The sequence below is a fragment of the Paralimibaculum aggregatum genome (assembly GCF_030270585.1).
GTDB lineage: Bacteria > Pseudomonadota > Alphaproteobacteria > Rhodobacterales > Rhodobacteraceae > Thermohalobaculum > Thermohalobaculum aggregatum.
Genome location: NZ_BSYI01000001.1, coordinates 198,958 through 216,622, shown reverse-complemented (window position 1 = coordinate 216,622; position 17,665 = coordinate 198,958). Strand labels below are relative to the sequence as shown.

At 72.6% G+C, this 17,665-nt stretch carries 19 protein-coding genes; 4 read left to right on the top strand and 15 right to left on the bottom strand.

The window, feature by feature from the left end:
- Positions 1 to 68: 68 nt before the first annotated feature.
- Entirely contained in the window at positions 69 to 1,808 is a 1,740-nt protein-coding gene (locus tag QSJ97_RS00975; RefSeq protein ID WP_285669604.1) for a c-type cytochrome, read from the bottom strand.
- 309 nt (positions 1,809 to 2,117) lie between these two features.
- Here QSJ97_RS00975 and QSJ97_RS00970 point away from each other — a divergent pair, with 309 nt between their 5' ends.
- Positions 2,118 to 2,990, top strand: coding sequence for a prephenate dehydratase (locus QSJ97_RS00970; protein WP_285669603.1), 873 nt, complete (start codon positions 2,118 to 2,120; stop codon positions 2,988 to 2,990).
- Between the two features lie 364 nt (positions 2,991 to 3,354).
- On the opposite strand, the gene QSJ97_RS00965 is transcribed toward QSJ97_RS00970, so the two are convergent.
- Positions 3,355 to 4,332 (bottom strand): HpcH/HpaI aldolase/citrate lyase family protein, encoded by a 978-nt coding sequence (locus QSJ97_RS00965; protein WP_285669602.1) that lies wholly within the window; start codon positions 4,330 to 4,332, stop codon positions 3,355 to 3,357.
- A gap of 198 nt (positions 4,333 to 4,530) precedes the next feature.
- Positions 4,531 to 5,202 carry an SH3 domain-containing protein gene (locus QSJ97_RS00960; RefSeq protein WP_285669601.1) on the bottom strand — a complete coding sequence of 224 codons (672 nt, stop codon included), beginning with the start codon at positions 5,200 to 5,202 and terminating at the stop codon, positions 4,531 to 4,533.
- Positions 5,203 to 5,337: 135 nt separating this feature from the next.
- Here QSJ97_RS00960 and def (QSJ97_RS00955) point away from each other — a divergent pair, with 135 nt between their 5' ends.
- From def (QSJ97_RS00955) to fmt, 3 genes are read left to right on the top strand one after another with little or no spacing between them, the layout of a single operon-like run.
- The gene (gene def, locus QSJ97_RS00955; RefSeq protein WP_285669600.1) at positions 5,338 to 5,865 is read left to right on the top strand and encodes a peptide deformylase; all 528 of its coding nucleotides are present in this window, start codon (positions 5,338 to 5,340) and stop codon (positions 5,863 to 5,865) included.
- A gap of 7 nt (positions 5,866 to 5,872) precedes the next feature.
- The gene (gene def, locus QSJ97_RS00950) at positions 5,873 to 6,391 is read left to right on the top strand and encodes a peptide deformylase (RefSeq protein ID WP_285669599.1); all 519 of its coding nucleotides are present in this window, start codon (positions 5,873 to 5,875) and stop codon (positions 6,389 to 6,391) included.
- Positions 6,391 to 7,311: a methionyl-tRNA formyltransferase gene (gene fmt / locus QSJ97_RS00945; RefSeq protein WP_285669598.1), complete on the top strand. Its 921-nt coding sequence runs from the start codon at positions 6,391 to 6,393 to the stop codon at positions 7,309 to 7,311. Before def (QSJ97_RS00950) ends, fmt begins: the two co-directional genes overlap by 1 nt.
- 16 nt (positions 7,312 to 7,327) lie before the next feature.
- Here the strand turns inward: fmt and QSJ97_RS00940 are convergent, their stop codons facing one another.
- The 12 genes from QSJ97_RS00940 to QSJ97_RS00885 all read right to left on the bottom strand — a co-directional run bounded on the left by QSJ97_RS00940 (position 7,328) and on the right by QSJ97_RS00885 (position 17,656).
- On the bottom strand, positions 7,328 to 8,338 hold the full coding sequence (locus QSJ97_RS00940) for a TIGR00341 family protein (RefSeq protein ID WP_285669597.1): 1,011 nt from the start codon (positions 8,336 to 8,338) through the stop codon (positions 7,328 to 7,330).
- A gap of 4 nt (positions 8,339 to 8,342) precedes the next feature.
- Entirely contained in the window at positions 8,343 to 8,822 is a 480-nt protein-coding gene (gene rnhA, locus QSJ97_RS00935; RefSeq protein ID WP_285669596.1) for a ribonuclease HI, read from the bottom strand.
- 35 nt (positions 8,823 to 8,857) lie between these two features.
- Positions 8,858 to 9,850: a 4-hydroxy-3-methylbut-2-enyl diphosphate reductase gene (gene ispH / locus QSJ97_RS00930; RefSeq protein WP_285669595.1), complete on the bottom strand. Its 993-nt coding sequence runs from the start codon at positions 9,848 to 9,850 to the stop codon at positions 8,858 to 8,860.
- A complete protein-coding gene (locus QSJ97_RS00925; protein ID WP_285669653.1) occupies positions 9,847 to 11,727 on the bottom strand; it encodes an ABC transporter ATP-binding protein in 1,881 nt (626 codons plus the stop codon). Before QSJ97_RS00925 ends, ispH begins: the two co-directional genes overlap by 4 nt.
- Before the next feature lie 177 nt (positions 11,728 to 11,904).
- Positions 11,905 to 12,726, bottom strand: a complete 822-nt coding sequence (gene recO, locus QSJ97_RS00920) for a DNA repair protein RecO (protein WP_285669594.1) — start codon at positions 12,724 to 12,726, stop codon at positions 11,905 to 11,907.
- A gap of 3 nt (positions 12,727 to 12,729) precedes the next feature.
- Positions 12,730 to 13,062 carry a DUF1491 family protein gene (locus tag QSJ97_RS00915; RefSeq protein WP_285669593.1) on the bottom strand — a complete coding sequence of 111 codons (333 nt, stop codon included), beginning with the start codon at positions 13,060 to 13,062 and terminating at the stop codon, positions 12,730 to 12,732.
- Positions 13,063 to 13,158: 96 nt separating this feature from the next.
- Entirely contained in the window at positions 13,159 to 14,112 is a 954-nt protein-coding gene (gene era, locus QSJ97_RS00910) for a GTPase Era (protein ID WP_285669592.1), read from the bottom strand.
- Positions 14,109 to 14,807, bottom strand: a complete 699-nt coding sequence (gene rnc, locus QSJ97_RS00905; protein ID WP_285669591.1) for a ribonuclease III — start codon at positions 14,805 to 14,807, stop codon at positions 14,109 to 14,111. Before rnc ends, era begins: the two co-directional genes overlap by 4 nt.
- Positions 14,808 to 14,846: 39 nt before the next feature.
- Positions 14,847 to 15,746, bottom strand: coding sequence for a signal peptidase I (lepB, locus tag QSJ97_RS00900; protein ID WP_285669590.1), 900 nt, complete (start codon positions 15,744 to 15,746; stop codon positions 14,847 to 14,849).
- A 76-nt stretch (positions 15,747 to 15,822) separates the two neighbouring features.
- The gene (gene acpS / locus QSJ97_RS00895) at positions 15,823 to 16,242 is read right to left on the bottom strand and encodes a holo-ACP synthase (protein WP_285669589.1); all 420 of its coding nucleotides are present in this window, start codon (positions 16,240 to 16,242) and stop codon (positions 15,823 to 15,825) included.
- The gene (locus tag QSJ97_RS00890) at positions 16,239 to 16,862 is read right to left on the bottom strand and encodes a LysE family translocator (protein ID WP_285669588.1); all 624 of its coding nucleotides are present in this window, start codon (positions 16,860 to 16,862) and stop codon (positions 16,239 to 16,241) included. Before QSJ97_RS00890 ends, acpS begins: the two co-directional genes overlap by 4 nt.
- Positions 16,859 to 17,656, bottom strand: a complete 798-nt coding sequence (locus tag QSJ97_RS00885) for a pyridoxine 5'-phosphate synthase (protein ID WP_285669587.1) — start codon at positions 17,654 to 17,656, stop codon at positions 16,859 to 16,861. Before QSJ97_RS00885 ends, QSJ97_RS00890 begins: the two co-directional genes overlap by 4 nt.
- Positions 17,657 to 17,665 lie beyond the last annotated feature (9 nt).

Sequence of the window (17,665 nt, the reverse complement as noted above, 5' to 3'; positions counted from 1 at the left end):
GGCCGCCCGGGGGCGGCCCTCTGGGTTTCGGCGCGGGGACACGCGCCGCCGGTCAGGCGATGCGGGCGTCAGTCGAGCGCGAGGGGCGCGTCCGACTGGGCGTTGAGATACTTGATGACATCGGCCCGCTGGGACTCCTTGCGCAGCGAGAAGTTCATCCGGGTGCCCTTGGCAAAGCCGCTCGGATCGCCGAGCCACTCCATCAGGTTGGCGACATCCCAGGTGCCCTCCTTGGCGGCGAGCGCGTCGGAATACTTGAAGCCCTCCGCGCTGGCGATCGGTGCGCCCACCACACCGTGCAGCGAGGGGCCGACACGGTGCTTGCCGGCCTCGACCTGGTGGCACGCCTTGCAGCGGCGGAAGACCTTCTCGCCGCCCTTGACGGTGGCCGCGGCGAAGAGCTCGGCATACTCGGCCGGCACGGCAGAGGCGGCAGCAGCGGCAGGGGCCTCCTCGGCGGCGCCCTCCTCGGCAGCCGGCGCCGCCATGGCGAGCTCTTCGGTGGCCTCGTCGGCAGCGCCCTCGACAGCGGCAGCGGCTTCCTCGGTTGCCTCGTCGGCGGCGCCCTCGGCAGCGGCAGCTTCCTCGGTAGCCTCGTCAGCGGCGCCCTCGGCCGCGGCGGCTTCCTCGGTTGCCTCGTCGGCGGCGCCCTCGACAGCAGCAGCTTCCTCGGTAGCCTCGTCGGCGGCGCCCTCGGCCGCGGCAGCTTCCTCGGTGGCCTCGTCGGCAGCGCCCTCGGCCGCGGCGGCTTCCTCGGTAGCCTCGTCGGCGGTGCCCTCGGCCGCGGCAGCTTCCTCGGTGGCCTCGTCGGCAGCGCCCTCGGCAGCGGCAGCCTCCTCGGTGGCCTCGTCGGCAGCGCCCTCGGCAGCGGCGGCTTCCTCGGTGGCCTCGTCGGCGGCGCCCTCGGCAGCGGCGGCTTCCTCGGTGGCCTCGTCGGCAGCGCCCTCGGCCGCGGCAGCTTCCTCGGTGGCCTCGTCAGCGGCGCCCTCGGCAGCGGCAGCTTCCTCGGTTGCCTCGTCGGCAGCGCCCTCGGCAGCGGCAGCAGCTTCCTCGGTGGCCTCGTCGGCTGCGCCCTCGGCAGCGGTGGCTTCCTCGGTTGCCTCGTCAGCGGCACCCTCGGCAGAAGCCTCCTCGGTCGCCTCGTCGATCACGCCATCGGCCGAGCCCTGGTCGCCCTCGCCATCGCCCTCGGCCCCGTCATCGCCTTCGGTCGCCTCGCCTTCGGTCGCCTCGCCCTCATCGCCCGCGGCCTCCTCGAGCCCGCCGGCCATCTCCACGAGATCCTTCGGCGCATCGCCGGCACCGTTGAGATAGGCGATCACGTTCATCCGGTCCTCGGCATCGTCGAGCCCGGCGAAGGCCATCTTGGTGCCCGGCGCCCAATCCTTCGGGCTGGCCAGGAAGCCGTCGAGCGCAGCCACGTCCCACTCGCCGCCATGACCGGCGAGCGCGTCGGAATAGGTAAAGCCGGAGACCGAGCCGATACCGCGGCCGACCACGTCCCAGAGATGCGGGCCGGTGGCGTTGGCGCCGTCCTCGATCTTGTGGCAGGCCTTGCATTTCGAGAAGATCTTCTCGCCGCGCCCCGGATCGGCGGCCGCCGCGAGCTGCGCCAGGCTGACCTCCTCCTCGGGCTCGCCGCCTTCGTCGTCGCCGGTATCCAGCGCGAAGGCGAGAACCTCCTCGCCGTGATGCCCGCCTTCCCCCGTGCCGAATATCGTGCTCGAGAAGAAGCCGAGCAGCAGGAAGATCAGCAGCGAACCGATGATCGCGCCCGCGATCTTGTTGATCTCGTTGGTATCCATCATTTCACCTTCGCTTGACCCCCTGGGCACCCGGCGCGCCGGGCCGGAGCGGATGACGCGGCCGAGCTACCGCCCCGTCGATCCCTCCCAACCGGCAGCAGCCGACCGGTGCGCCCACGGGCGGCGTCCCGTCGCACTGCGATTTAGCGCTACCCCCCAGCCTGCGGCAAGCTATACAGGCGCGACGAAACGACGTCACCGGTGCGGCGGCCGCCGGCACGCCCGGCCGAGGCCGGGCGAGAATGCCCCTGCGCGCCTGCCAGCGGCCCATGACCGGACAGCACGAGAAGGAGACCATGCCATGGGGTTTGGATGCTGAGCAACGACGCAACCCGCCGAATCGCCTTCCAGGGCGAGCTCGGCGCCTTTTCCCACCAGGCCTGCCGCGAGGTCTTCCCCGATCTCGAGCCGCATCCCTGCCCGACCTTCGAGGCCGCGCTCGACGCCGTGAAGTCGCGCGAGGCGGATCTCGCGATGATGCCGATCGAGAACTCGCTCTACGGCCGCGTTGCGGATCTGCACCACCTGCTGCCGACCTCGGCGCTCTATGCCATCGGCGAGCATTTCGTGCCGGTGCGGCTGCAGCTGCTCGGCCTGCCAGGGGCGAAGCTCGAGGACATCAGGGAGGCGCAGAGCCATACGGTGGCGCTCGGCCAGTGCCGGGCCTTCCTCAAGCAGCACGAGATCGAGGCCTTCACCGGCGGCGACACCGCGGGTTCGGCCCGGCAGGTGGCCGAGGCCGGCGACAAGTCCCGCGCCGCGATCGCCTCGAAGCTCGCCGGCGAGATCTACGGGCTCGAGGTGCTGGCGGCGAATATCGAGGACCATGCGCACAACACCACGCGATTCCTGGTGATGTCGCGGCAGAAGATCGAGGCCGACCCGACCGGCGGCGAGACGGTCACCAGCTTCATCTTCCAGGTGCGCAACGTACCGGCGGCGCTCTACAAGGCGATGGGCGGCTTCGCGACCAACGGCGTCAACATGGTCAAGCTCGAGAGCTTCATGAAGGACGGCAGCTTCACCGCCACCGAGTTCTACGCCGAGATCGAGGGCCATCCGGCCGAGCCGCGGGTGGCAAGGGCGCTCGAGGAACTCGGCTTCTTCTCGCGGCATGTGGTGGTGCTCGGGGTCTTCCCGGCGCATCCCTACCGCCGGATCGCCGCGCAGAACGGTTCACGCTGAGGCCCTTCTGGCGCCCTTCGGCAGCAGGCTCCCGTGGCTGGCGGCCCGGGGGCGCCGAAGAGGGCGCCGCGTCGGGCGTTCCTCTTGCGGCCGGCCGTTCGCCCGCGGCGCGGTTTCCCCTGTCGCGCCGGTGGCAGCCGGGCCCCGGTGCAACCGGCGCGCGGGTGGCTTGCGCCGCGGGCATGAGGGTGCTGCAGGCGGACGGCCCGACGCGGCGCTCCCTCGACGGGCCCGGGCATGCCGCGGGGGCTGGCCGCCGGGCGCGTCGGGGCGGCGTGCTCCGCGGCACGCAGAAGAACGGGCGGCCCCGCGGAGCCGCCCGTCTTCCTCGCACCCAGTCGCCGGAAGGCTGCCGGGCGCTGCCTCAGCTGTTGATCAGCTCGGCCTGCTTGACCACCACTTCGGCCTGGCGGATCGAGGCAAGGTCGATCAGCTTGCCGTCGAGCGACACCGCGCCGGCGCCGGAGCGCTTGGCCTGCTCCATCGCCTCGATGATCCGCTTGGCCTTGGCTACCGCCGCCTCGGAGGGGGTGAAGATCTCGTTGGCCAGCGCGATCTGGCTCGGATGGATCGCCCATTTGCCGACCATGCCGAGGGTGGCCGAGCGCAGCGCCTGCGCCTTGAAGCCGTCGGGGTCGGAGAAGTCGCCGAAGGGCCCGTCCACCGGCAGCACGCCATGGGTGCGGCAGGCGGCGACGATCGCCACGGTGGGATAGTGCCAGGGGTCGGCGAAATGCATCGCCCGGGCGCCACCGTCGGCCTTCGGGTCCTCGAGCATGTAGTAGTTGGCCTGGGTGCCGCCGATCGCCGTGGTCTGCATGCCCATGAAGGCCGCGTAATCTGCCGGGCCGAGGCTCATCGCCTGCATGCGGGGCGAGCTGGCGGCGATCTCCTCGACATGGGCAAGGCCCGCCGCGGTCTCGATGATCACCTCGAAGCCGAGACGCTTCTCGCGGCCCTTCTCGGCCTCGATCGCCGAGACGATGGCATCGACCGCGTAGACGTCCTTGGCGTTGCCCGCCTTGGGGATCATGATCAGGTCGAGCCGGCCGTTGGTCTGCTCCATCAGGTCGACCACGTCGCGCACCCAGTAGGGCGTGTCGAGGCCGTTGATCCGCACGCTGAGGGTCTTGTTGCCCCAGTCGATGTCGTTGATCGCCTGGACGACGTTCTTGCGCGCCTCGATCTTGTCGTCGGGGGCGACGGCGTCCTCGAGATCGAGATTGACGACATCCGCCGCGCTGGCCGCCATCTTCTCGAAGATCTGCGGGCGCGAGCCCGGGCCGAAGAGCTGGCAGCGGTTGGGGCGTGCCGGGGGCGACGGCTGGACGACGAAACTCATGGATATCTCCTGGATGGGCGCCGTTCGCAGGATTGGCGCAAGATTGTTGCGCCGCACCCTAGGGCCGGCACGCGAAGGCGTCAATCGCACCTGCGCAGCCTTTCCGTGGAGTGGAAAGCCACCCGTTCGAGGGGGCAGGAGGGCGGCTCCCGCGGGCACGCGTCCGGTGCGCGCCGGCCCGGTTCGGGGCGCGCGGGCTCAGCGGGGCAGCGGCAGCCGGCAGCAGCCCTCGAAGCTGCCGAAAGCCGGGCGCTCGAGGGAGAGCAGGATGCTGTAGCCGTAGAGCACGTCCGACATCCCGTCGGAGCAGAACTGGCCGGCGACATGGCCGAAGCCGTCGAGCCCGCCGGCGAGCCTGAAGCCGAAGAGCGCCGGGCGGCCGCCGCCGCCGGGCACCGGGACCAGCCGGCCGGTTCCCGTGCTCCCGGTGGCGGCCTCCTCGAAGCGGGCCTCTCCGCCGGGCCCGAGGCGCAGGCCCCAGAAGGGCTCGGTGCCGCCGCAGACCAGCCCCTCCGGCGGGCCGCCGCGGGCGAGACGGGGCGGGTCGATCAGCGAGAGGTAGCGCAGCGAGACCCAGCCGCCGGTGTCGCCCGCGGTGACCCGGCCCCAGCCGCCGCGGCGCTCGACCACCTCGACCGGGCCGGCGCCGGCGGGGATGTGATCCAGGACCTCGTGGCTGGCTCCGGGGCCAGCGCGGATGTTGAGCACGTCGTCCGCCGCGACCCCCGCGACGAGGTAGTAGTGCGGCTCGGCCGGCTGCGCGAGAAGCGCGCCGTCATAGACCGCCTGCGCCGCCGCAGGGCCAGCGAGGCCGCCGATCAGGACGAGGGCGAGGCCGAGATGGGCAGGCAGGCAGGTGGCACGGCGCATGGGCAGGCTCCTTCACTGTCCGCGCAGCCTGGCATGCCGGCGGCCCGCAGGCCAGGCCTGCCGCTTCCGCTGCGCTGCAACAGGGCCGCGCGCCGGCCGCTTGACCACCTGCGCGCGGCGCCTTAAGTCGCCTGCATGCTGCGCCCGATCCTGATCCATCCCGATCCCCGCCTGAAGAAGGTCTGCGACCCCGTTGCGGAGGTCGACGGCCGGATCGACGCGCTGATCGCGGATATGCTGGCGACGATGTACGACGCCCCCGGCATCGGTCTCGCCGCGCCGCAGATCGGGGTGAACGCCCGACTCTTCGTGATGGACTGCGCCAATGCCGACGACGGCGAGGCGCCCGATCCGGTGGCGATGATCAACCCGGAGATCGTCGCCACCTCCGAAGAGACCCACACCCACAGCGAGGGCTGCCTCTCGATCCCGGAGATCTACGAGGACGTCACCCGCCCCGCCGCCGTGCAGCTGCGCTATGTCGGGCGCGATGGCGAGGAGGCGAGCTGCGAGCTCACCGGGCTGCGCGCGGTCTGCGCCCAGCACGAGCTCGACCACCTCAACGGCAAGCTCTTCATCGACTATCTCGGCCCGATGAAGCGCCAGTTGATCACCCAGAAGATGAAGAAGCTGAAGCGCGAGCGCGCCCGCGAGAACGGCTGAGCGGGGCATGTCCGGCATCCGCCCGTTCCTGCGCTGGCCCGATCCGCGGCTGAAGGCGGTGGCCGCGCCGGTGGCGGCGATCGATGACGCGGTGCGGGCGATCTGGTCGGAGATGATCGCGGCGATGATCGCGATGCCGGGGGTGGGCCTGGCGGCGCCGCAACTCGGCATCGGCCGGGCGCTCGCGGTGGTGGACCCTTCCGGCAGCGGCGCGCAGGTGATCCGCATGGCCAATCCGGAGCTGCTCTGGGCCTCGCCGGAGGAGCGCGCCGGCACCGAGGCCAGCCCCAATCTGCCCGGCGTCTCGGCGGAGATCGTCCGGCCCGTGGCGGCGCGCATCGGCTATCTCGACGAGCATGGCGAGCGGGTCGAGACGCTGCTGCACGAGCTGGCCGCCCGCAGCGCGCTGCACCAGATCGACCATCTCGCGGGGCGGCTCTATATCGACCGGCTGAGCGCGCTGAAGCGCAGCCGGCTGGTCGAGCGCTACCGCAAGCAGCAGCGCCAGGCGGGGCGGGCGCGCTGATGCGGCTGGCCTTCATGGGAACGCCGGATTTCGCGGTGCCCACGCTCGAGGCGCTGGTCGCCGGCGGGCACGAGGTGGTGCGGGTCTATGCCCAGCCGCCGGCGCGTGCCGGCCGCGGCAAGGCGTTGCGGCCGAGCCCGGTGCAGGCGCGCGCCGAGGCGCTGGGGCTCGCGGTGGAGACGCCTTCGAGGTTCCGCGAGGCGGAGGCGGGCTTCGCCGCGCTCGGCCTCGATGCGGCGGTGGTGGTCGCCTATGGCAAGATCCTGCGCCCTGCGGCGCTCGAGGCGCCGCGGCTCGGCTGCTTCAACCTGCACGCCTCGAAGCTGCCGCGCTGGCGCGGGGCGGCGCCGATCCAGCGCGCGATCATGGCAGGCGATGCCGAGACCGCCGCCTGCGTGATGCGGATGGATGCGGGGCTCGACACCGGGCCGGTGCTGGCCTGCGAGACCGTGCCGATCGGGCCGGAGGAGACCGCGGGCACGCTGCACGACCGGCTCGCTGCGCTTGGCGGGCCGCTGATGCTGCGCGCGCTGGCGGCGCTGCAGGCGGGGACCGCGGTGGCGGCGCCGCAGCCCGAGGAGGGCGTCACCTATGCCGCCAAGATCGAGAAGGCCGAGGCCCGGATCGACTGGAGCCGCGACGCGGCGGCGCTCTCGGCGCATGTGCGCGGGCTCTCGCCCTTTCCCGGCGCCTGGTTCGAACTGGCCGGCGAGCGGATCAAGCTGCTGATGGCGCTGCCCGAGGCGGCCCCGGATGCGGCCCAGGTGGCGCCCGGCACGGTGCTCGACGATCGGCTGCTGGTCGCGACCGGGCAGGGCGGGCTGCGCCTCACCCGGCTGCAACGCGCCGGCCGCGGGCCGCTCGCGGCGGCGGATTTCCTGCGCGGCACCGAGATCCCCGCCGGCACCCGCCTCGGCTGAGGCCCGGCCGGCCGGTTCAGCCGGGCCGGAGGTCCAGCGCGATCAGCGACGACATCGCCAGCAGCGCCACCGCCAGAACCGCGACGGTGACCTTCAGCGACTGCGCCGCGCCCTCCCGCTCGTGCCAGGTCCGCGGCCGCACCCCCTTGGCGAGGAAGGTGAGGATCGCGGCCAGCGTTACCGCCGCCACGTTGATCCCGAGCAGCAGCCCCGCGCCCGCGGCACTGGCCATCGCGCCCGAGGCCAGCGCGATGCCGAGCGCCGCGGCCGGCGGCAGCAGCGCCGCCGAGACCATTACCCCGACCAGCGCGCTCGACAGCCCGGCGGTGCGCGACAGCGCCGCCGCCGCGCCCGAGGCCAGGGCCAGCGCCAGCGCGCCGAGATCGACCTGGGTGCGGCGCGAGAGCTCGCTGCCCTCGATGTCCACCTCGGTGATCAACGGGATCGCCAGCGCCAGCCCCACCGCGATGGCGAGCCCGGCGCAGAGGCTGCGGACGGCGCGCAGCAGCAGCGTGCGGTCGCCCACGGCGGTGGCGAAGGCCAGCGCCAGGCTCGGCCCCAGCAGCGGCGCGATCACCATGGCGCCGATGATCACGGCGAGGTCGTCCTTCACCAGCCCGATCCCGGCGACCACGGTGGAGAGCGCCACCAGCACGATGTAGTCGCGGCTGAGCGCGGCGCCGCGCACCACCGACTGGAACAGCTCCTCCCGCGAGGCGGCGCGCGAATCGGACTCGCGCGCCTCGATCGAGGCCTGCTCGCGCTCCTTCTCCTCCTCGGTATGGGGGGTGACCGCCTCGGTGTCGCTGAGCACGATTCGCCAGCCCTGCTCGGTCTCCAGCGCATCCTGCAGGTCGTCGATCAGCTGCTGCCGGTCGATCTCCCCGGCGAGCAGGCGGATCGAGGCGCGGCTCGAACCGGCGCAGGGGCCGACGATCACCTCGGAGATGCCGGCCTCGCCGGCAATGCGCTCGACATCCTCCCGGCGGCTCTCCGGCGCAATCACCTCGATCCAGCGGAAGGGCATGCGCTCAGGCCCCGGAGCCGGCGGCGGCCTTCAGCGCCTTGATGCCGGCGCGGGCGAGCTCGTCGGCGCGCTCGTTCTGCGGATGCCCGGCATGGCCCTTGACCCATTGCCAGTCGACCACGTGGCGCGCCGCCGCCGCCTCGAGCCGCTGCCAGAGCTCGGCATTGGCCACCGGCTTCTTCGCCGCGGTCTTCCAGCCGTTCCGCTTCCAGCCATGGATCCACTTGGTGATGCCGTTGCGCAGATAGGACGAATCGGTCACCACCGCGATCTCCGAGGGCCGCTCCAGCGCCTCGAGCGCGGCGATCGCCGCCATCATCTCCATGCGGTTGTTGGTGGTCTGCGGCTCGGCGCCGGCGAGCTCGCGGGTCTTGACCAGCTCGTCCCCGCGATGCGCCTCCAGCACCACGCCCCAGCCGCCCGGCCCCGGATTGCCGGAGCAGGCGCCGTCGGTATAGGCGGCGAGACGGATCGGATCGCTCACGATGCGGGGCCGGCAGGCAGCAGCGCGCACATCGCTCAGGCCGGCTCGCGGAGCACCCGCGGCACCTTAAAGGCCACGTTCTCCTCGGCGCTCACCACCCGCTCGATATGGCACTCGAAACGCGCCTCGAAGGCCTCCACTACGCCCTGCACCAGCACCTCCGGCGCGCTCGCCCCGGCGGAGATGCCGACGCTGGCCACGCCCTCGATGGCGCGCCAGTCGATATCCGCCGCGGTCTGTACCAGCATCGCATAGCCGCAGCCGGCGGCGCGGCCGACCTCGACCAGCCGGCGCGAGTTCGAGGAATTCGGCGCGCCCACCACCAGCAGCGCGTCGATATGCGGGGCCATCTCCTTCACCGCCTCCTGGCGGTTGGTGGTGGCATAGCAGATGTCCTCCTTGGTCGGGCCGAGGATCTGCGGGAACCGCGCCACCAGCGCGCGCACGATCTCGGCGGTGTCGTCGACCGAGAGCGTGGTCTGGGTGATGTAGGCGAGGGTCTCCGGATCGCGCGGCTCGAGGCGGGCGACATCCTCCACGGTCTCCACCAGCACCACCTCGCCGACGGGAAGCTGGCCCATGGTGCCGACGGTCTCGGGATGCCCGGCATGGCCGATCATCACGATCTGGCGGCCCCTGGCGGCATGGCGTTCGGCCTCGATATGCACCTTGGAGACCAGCGGGCAGGTGGCATCGACATAGAGCATCTCGCGCCGTGCCGCCTCGGCCGGCACCGCCTTCGGCACACCATGGGCGGAGAAGATCACCGGCCGGTCGTCGGGGCATTCGTCGAGCTCCTCGACGAAGACCGCACCCTTGCTGCGCAGCTCCTCCACCACATGGCGGTTGTGCACGATCTCGTGGCGCACATAGACCGGCGCGCCCCATTTCTTCAGCGCCAGCTCGACGATCTCGATGGCCCGCACGACACCGGCGCAGAAGCCGCGCGGATCGGCGAGATAGAGCGTGAGCGCGGGCTTGCCCCTGGCGGCCGGGGCGTCCGGCGCGGCGGTCTCGGTCTGGCTCATGGGCCTGTCTCCCTCTGCTCCCCGGTCGCCTGGCCGGGCATCTCTGGCAAGGTTTCCGGGATCTGCCCGGCCTCGGCGCCCGCGGTGCCCTGCAGCGCGGCCAGCCGTGCATAGAGCCCGCCGCGCGCGATCAGCGCGTCGTGCGGACCCTGCTCGACCGCGGCGCCCTTTGCAATGACCACGATGTGATCTGCCGCGGCCACGGTTGCAAGGCGGTGCGCGATCACGATCACCGTCCGGTCCCGCACCAGCCGGGCCAGCGCCGCCTGCACCGCCGCTTCTGTCTCGGCGTCGAGGCTGGCGGTGGCCTCGTCGAGCAGCAGGATCGGCGCGTCGCGCAGCATGGCGCGCGCGATGGCGAGGCGCTGGCGCTGGCCGCCGGAGAGCCGCGCCCCGCCCTCGCCGAGCGGCGTGTCATAGCCCTGCGGCAGTTCGGCGATGAAATCATGCGCCTCGGCCGCGCGGGCCGCCGCCTCGACCTCCGCATGGGTCGCGCCCTCGCGGCCCATGGCGATGTTCTCGCCGGCGGTGGCGTCGAAGAGGAAGGTCTCCTGCGTGACCAGCGCGATGCTGGCGCGCAGCGAGGCCATCGAGACGCCGCGGATGTCCTGCCCGTCGATCAGGATGCGCCCGGCATCGGGGTCGTGGAAGCGCTCGATCAGTGCCAGCGCGGTGGACTTGCCGCCGCCCGAGGGGCCGACCAGCGCGGTCACCTTCCGCCCCGGCGCGGTGAAGCTCAGACCGGCGAGCGCCGACCGCTCGCCCTGCGGATAGGCGAAGGCCACGGCCTCGAAACGGAGTTCGCCCGCGCCGACCGCGAGCGCCGGTGCATCCGGCGCCTCGGGCGGGCGGTGGTCGCTGTCGAGCAGCTCGTAGAGGAAGGCCACGCCGGCGAGATGCTGACGCAGCGCGACATGCAGCTGCGCCAGCCGCCGCGCCGGGTCTCCGGCCATCATCAGCGCGGTGAGAAAGGAGAAGAAGGTGCCGACGGCGAGCCCCTCGTGGATCACCCGCCAGCCGCCATAGAGGATCACGCCCGCGGCGGCGAGCCCGGCAGTGGTCTCCATCAGCGGGTTGACCAGCCCCTTGAGCACGGCGATGCGATCGGCCTGCACGCGCACGCCGTCGATCGCCTCGCCCATCCGCGCCGTCATCCGCGGCTCGAGGCCGAAGGCGCGGACCACCGCGCTGCCGGCGAAGGTCTCGTTCATCGCGCCGATGATGCGGGCATAGAGCGTGACCTCGGCACGGGCGATCTTGCGCACCCGCCGGACCAGCGCCGCGACCCCGCCGAGCACCACCGGAAGGCCGACAAGGGCCAGCAGCGTCAGCCGCCAGTCCTGCCAGAGCATGACGCCGAGCAGCACCAGCACGGTCATCAGATCGACCCCGAGCCGGGTTGCCAGCAGCTGCAGCACCTGCCGCGCCGCCATGGCGTTGTGGGTCATCCGGGTGGCGAGATCGCCGGAGGTCTCGGCGCCGCCGCCGCGCGGCATGCCATGCGCCAGGAGGTGGGCATAGACCCGGGCCTGCAGATCCGCCACCACGCGGTTGCCGATGCGCGTGAGCAGCACGGTCTGGCCATACATCGCGGCGCCGCGCACGAGGAAGATCAGCGCCACCCAGCCGGCAACGAGCGTGAGCGCGCCGGCGTTCCGCTCGAAGAAGACGTCGTCGGTCACCTGCTCGACGGTGAGCGCCACGGCGCCGCCCATGGCCGCCACCAGCGCCATCATCGCGAGCGCCGCGGCATAGGACCAGCGATGGGTCCAGGCGCTGTCGGCGACCAGCCGCCAGAGCAGCCCGCCGCGCAGCTCGTCGCGGACGCTCCCGAGCCGGGCGGCGATGGTCTCTCGGAACGGGATCGGCAGCGGCATCGGGGTCACGGTCGCTCTCGCGGCCCTCTGCCGCGGGCCCGGACTATCGCAAAACAGGCGCGCGCGAAAGAGCCGGGCCGCGCCCCCGCGCACCGCAGCGACGGGGGCGCCCACCCGCCCACCCCGCCCCCGCCCCTCCGCCGCGCGAGGGCGCGGCAGCGGGACCGGTCGGCGAACTCAGGCGCCGGGCAGCAGGATCTCCCGGCTCTGGCCGAGATCGCGATGATACTCGGCCTCGTCGTCGCGCGGCGCCTCTTCCGGCGGCGGCGGCATCTCGTGGCTGGCGAAGATCTCCACCAGCCGCTGGCGCGCGCCGGGCAGGGTCTCGTGTCCGAAGGCCGGAAGCATCCAGGTCTCGAGGAAATAGCCGGTGAGCCGCATCGCCTCGCGCACCCCGCCCATGGTCGGCGGCCCCCGGTCGATCAGGAAGGCCGGCAGCGGCAGCAGCCGGTCGGCCCAGGCGGAGCCGGCGCTGCGCGACACCGCCCGCCCGGTTCGCGGGCTGACATAGGCGAGGTCGGAGCGCAGCCCGCTCGCCGCGCAGCGCTCGAGATCGAGCCCGAAACCGAGGGCGGCGAGCAGCGCCAGCTCCCAGCGGGCATAGACCGCCGGCCAGTCGCGCCGGTTCTCGGCCAGCGCATCCGCCAGATCCACCGAGCGGGCATAGAGCGCGGGATCCGGCTCCCGCTCGGCGAGGCTGGTGAGCACCATCGCCGCCATCGCGTTCAGCGCCGCGAGCCGTGCCCGCCCGGCCATGATCGGTGCCGCGCGGCTGCGGATCAGCTCGACGCGGAACATGCCGAGATGCTCCTCGATCCGGGCCCGCCAGTCGAGCTGCAGCGAGGCGCCCGGCTGCAGCGCGGCGGAGAGCTTGACCCCGCCGCCGCCCTGGACCAGACCGGCATGGCGCCCATGGGCCGCCGTCAGCACCTCGATGATCGCGCCCCGCTCGCCATGCCGGCGAACGCTCAGCAGCAAGCCCTCGTCGCGCCACTCCATCGCTCAGTCCTCCAGTCCCGGACGGTCCAGCAGATGCCGCCCCCCCGGATCCTCGATCTCCACGACCCAGAGATCCCGATCATATCCCAGGCGCCGCCGGATCGCATCGTCGATCTCCGGCTCCGGCCGGTTCTCCGGCTCCGCATGCCAGACAAGATGGCCGTCGGGTCCGTAATGTCTGGTGAACAGACTTGCTTTCCCGTTCATGAAGGCGAGCTTCACGAGCACCGCCCCGGCCTGCGGATCGCCCCGATGCGGCAGATAGGCCGGGATGCCCTCGGTGCGGAGCTGCGCGAGATAGGCGCCGATCCAGAACTCGGTGGTGAGCCGGCTCATGGCGCCTCCGCGCCCCCGCGCGCCGCGGGGACGGGGGCGGGGTGGGCGGGTGGGCGCCCCCGTCCGTGCGGCGTGCGGGGGCGCGGGCCGTCCCGGTCAGCCGCCATCGGAATAGTCGAGGCCGATCTCGCGGTAGCGCGCCGGCTCGTCGAGCCAGCCGGGGCGCACCTTGACCTGGATGAAGAGATGCGCCCGCTGCCCGATCAGCTCCGCGATCTCGACCCGCGCCTCGGTGCCGACGGCCTTGACCGTCGCGCCCTTGGCGCCCAGCACGATGCCCTTGTGCCCGTCGCGCGCCACGTAGACCACCTGGTCGATCCGCACCGAGCCGTCCTCGCGCTCCTGCCAGCTCTCGGTCTCCACCGTCAGCTCGTAGGGCAGCTCCTGGTGCAGCCGCAGCATCAGCTTCTCGCGGGTGATCTCGGCGGCGATCAGGCGCAGCGGCATGTCCGCCACCTGGTCCTCCGGGTAGTGCCAGGGCCCTTCCGGCATCCGGCCGCCGAGCCAGCCCCTGAGATCCTCGACCCCGGCGCCGCGGGTGGCGGAGATCAGGAAGGTGGCGGCAAAGTCGCGCCGTTCGTTCAGCGCGGCGGAAAGCGGCAGCAGCGTCTCGTGCGGCACCCGGTCGATCTTGTTGATCGCCAGCGCCACCGGCCGGCCCTCGGGCAGGGTCTCCGGCAGCGCCTCGAGGATCGCATCGACCCCCTCGGTGATGCCGCGATGCGCCTCGACCAGCAGCACCACCGCATCGGCCTCCACAGCACCGGCCCAGGCGGCGGCGACCATCGCCCGGTCGAGCCGACGTCGCGGGCGGAACAGCCCGGGCGTGTCGACGAAGACGATCTGCGCCCCGCCGTCGATCACCACGCCGCGGATCCGCCCGCGGGTGGTCTGCACCTTGTGCGTCACGATCGAGACCTTGGCCCCGACCAGCCGGTTGAGCAGGCTCGACTTGCCGGCATTGGGCTCGCCGATCAGCGCGACGAAGCCGCAGCGGGTCGCACCCCCTTCCGGCCCGGCGCCGGGCACGGTGTCGTCCTCGCCTGTCATGGCTTCTCCTCTCGCAGCGCCGCCAGTAGAGCCTCGGCCGCCGCCTGTTCCGCCGCCTTCTTCGAGGCCGCGGTGCCCTCGGCCCGGGCCCCTGTCTGCAGCGCCGCCTCGACGGTGAAGCGCGGCGCATGGTCGGGCCCGGTGCGGCTGAGCGCGGTATAGACCGGCGGCGCCAGCCCGCGTGCCTGCGCCCATTCCTGCGCCTTGGTCTTGGCGTCCACGGGCGCCGCGCGGACCGCGCGGATCCGCGGCGCCCAGAGCCCGAGCACCGCCTCGCGCGCCGCGGCGAAGCCGCCGTCGAGATAGACCGCCGCGATCACCGCCTCCATGGCATCGGCCAGGATCGCCGCCTTGCGCCGCCCGCCCGACATGCTCTCGGAGCGGCCGAGGCGGATCTCCGGGCCGAGCCCGATCTCCTCGGCGATCTCGGCCAGCGCCTCGCGGCGCACCAGCGCGTTGAGCCGGGGCGCGAGCCCGCCCTCGGCCTCCTTCGGATAGGCCTCGAGCAGCGCCTCGGCGATCACCAGGCCCAGCACCCGGTCGCCGAGGAACTCTAGGCGCTGGTTGTCGGGCCGGGCCGGCGAGCCTGCGGACGGATGGGTGAGCGCGGTCTCGAGCAGCTCGGGATCGGCGAAGCGGTGGCCGATCCGCTCGGCGAAGGCGGTGAGCCCGCGGGCGCCCTGCGGCCGGGCCATCAGCGCCGCGCCCGGCGGGCCGGCACGCTGGCCGCCGCCTCAGTCAATGCTCTTGAAGAACCGGTCGAAGCGCCAGTTCCAGATCTCGTAGAAGGCGCCCTCGGAGGACAGCGCCACCACGTCGGCCCGGCCGATCAGGTTCTCGAAGGGCACCATGCCGACCTCGCCGAACCGGCTGTCCACCGAATTGTCGCGGTTGTCGCCCATGAAGAAGAAATGCCCCTCCGGCACGGTGAAGACCGGCGTGTTGTCGGCCCCGCCGACCGCCAGCCCCTGGGTGCCGCCCACGGTGCCGCGGATGTTGAGGATGCGGTGGCTGCGCCCGCCGGGGAAGGTCTCGACGAACTGCTCCTTGGCGCAGGCGCCGCCGGTGGGCACCGGCCCGTTGACGCAGTTGGGAAAGCGCGGCGGGCTGCCGAGGCGGATGCGCGGTTCGATGAAATCCGCCACCCGCTCGGTGGGCAGCGCCTCGCCGTTGATGTGCAGGATGCCGGCCTTCACCTGGATCCGGTCGCCCGGCAGACCGACGATGCGCTTGACGTAGTCGACGCAGTCGTCCTCGACCGGGCCGGAGCGGACCTGCGCGAGGCGCAGCGCGAAATCGCCGATCTGCTCGAGCGCGCCCTGGCTGCAGGCGTCGCGCTGCGGATGCTTGAACACCACCACATCGCCGCGCTCGGGCTCGCTGCCGAGGATCCGGCCGCCGTCGAACAGCCAGTCCCATTCCGGCGAGAAGGGCAGGGAATAGCGCGAATAGCCATAGGCGAATTTCGAGACGAAGAGATAGTCGCCGATCAGCAGCTCCGGCTTCATCGAGCCGCTCGGAATCGAGAACGGTTGGAACAGGATGGTGCGGAAGGCGCCTGCGATCAGGAGGGCCCAGAAGATCGTCTTGAGCGTGTCGAACACGCCGTCCTTCTTGGTCGCGGTCTTGGCCATGGGGGGCGGCGCTCTCTCTTGGTCTGGGGCTGCGCCTAAGTGGCGAGCGCGGGCCGGGCTGTCAAGGCAGGGGGCGTCAGCGCTGGGAGCCGGCGCTCATGATCGGACGGGCCTCGATCACCACGAAGGCCTGGGCATAGGGGTGGTCGTCGGTGATGGTGAGGTGGACATGGGCGCGGTGGCCGGGGGGCACGAGCCCGGCGAGGCGCTGGGCCGCGCCGCCGGCGAGCTGCATGGTCGGCTGGCCCGAGGGCAGGTTCACCACCCCCATCTCGCGCCAGGCCACCCCCATGCGCAGCCCGGTGCCGAGCGCCTTGGAGCAGGCCTCCTTGGCCGCCCAGCGCTTGGCGTAGGAGGCGGCACGCTCGCGCCGCCGGTCGGATTTCGCCTGCTCGATCTCGGTGAAGACGCGCTGCACGAAGCGGTCGCCCCAGCGCTCCAGCGTGCGCTCGATGCGGCGGATATCCGCAAGGTCCGAGCCGATGCCGATGATCATCCGGGCCTCGCGGTCAGCAGCGCCAGCGCCGCGCTGCCGAAGAGCAGGCCGAAGGCGCCCTCGATCCAGCGCCGCAGGCGGAGGTAGCAGGCCATTGCCGCGCCGGTGGAGAAGAGCCATGCATAGCCGAAGAAGACGAAAACCGAGCCGGCCATCAGCATCAGCCCGATGCTGGCGAGCTCCGCCGCCCCGGCATCGGCGGGCACCGCGACGGCATAGACCGCACCCCAGGAGAAGATCGCCTTGGGATTGGTCAGATGCAGCAGCGTGCCGCCGAGATAGACCCGCCAGAGCCCGCCGCGCGCCATGGCGGCGGGCGGCGGCGTGCCGGGCCGCATCGCCGAGCGCAGCGCTTTCACCGCGAGCCAGAGGATATAGGCGGCGCCGGCAAGGCGCAGCGCCTCCGCCGCCCAGGCATGGGTCAGCATGAGCGCGCCGAGCCCGAGCGCCGCCAGCACGCCCCAGGCTGCCGATCCGGTGACGATCCCGGCCGCCAGCGCCAGTGCCGGCGCCCGCCCGCGGGACATGCCGGTGCTCGCCAGCGCCATGGTCGCCGGGCCGGGGCTGGCGCCGCCGAGCACCCAGGCGAGCAGCAGCAGCGCCAGCTCGGCCCCGCTCACGCCGCGCCCTCGCCGAAGGCGTCGCGGCGCGACTGGTCCATCAGCGCGCGCATCCGCCGGATCGCCGCGTCGAGCCCGGTGAAGATCGCCTCCCCGACGAGGAAATGCCCGATGTTGAGCTCCACCACCTCCGGAAAGGCCGCGACCGGGGAGACGGTGTCGAAGGTCAGCCCGTGCCCGGCATGGACCTCGAGCCCCAGCGAATGCGCGAACCGCGCCATTTCGCGCAGCCGCTCGAGCTCGGTGTCGCGCTCGGCGAAGCGGCCCTCGGCATGGGCGTCGCAATAGGCGCCGGTGTGCAGCTCGATCACCGCCGCGCCGATCCGGTGCGCCGCCTCGATCTGGCGCGCATCCGCCGCGATGAAGATCGAGACGCGGCAGCCCGCCTCGCGCAGCGGCCCGATGAAATGGGCCAGCCGGTTCTCGTCGGCCGCGACCTCGAGCCCGCCCTCGGTGGTGCGCTCCTCGCGCCGCTCGGGCACGATGCAGACGGCGTGCGGCCGGTGGCGCAGCGCGATCGCCTGCATCTCGTCGGTGGCCGCCATCTCGAAGTTGAGCGGGCGCTCGATGGCGGCGATCAGCCGCTCGATATCGGCGTCGGAGATGTGCCGCCGGTCCTCGCGCAGATGCGCGGTGATGCCGTCGGCGCCCGCGCTCTCGGCCAGCCGCGCGGCGCGGACGGGATCGGGCGTGCTGCCGCCGCGGGCATTGCGCACGGTGGCCACGTGGTCGATGTTGACGCCGAGGCGCAGCCGCCCGACGGGCTGGCGCGGGGTGTCGCTGGTCTGGCTCATCGCGGCGCT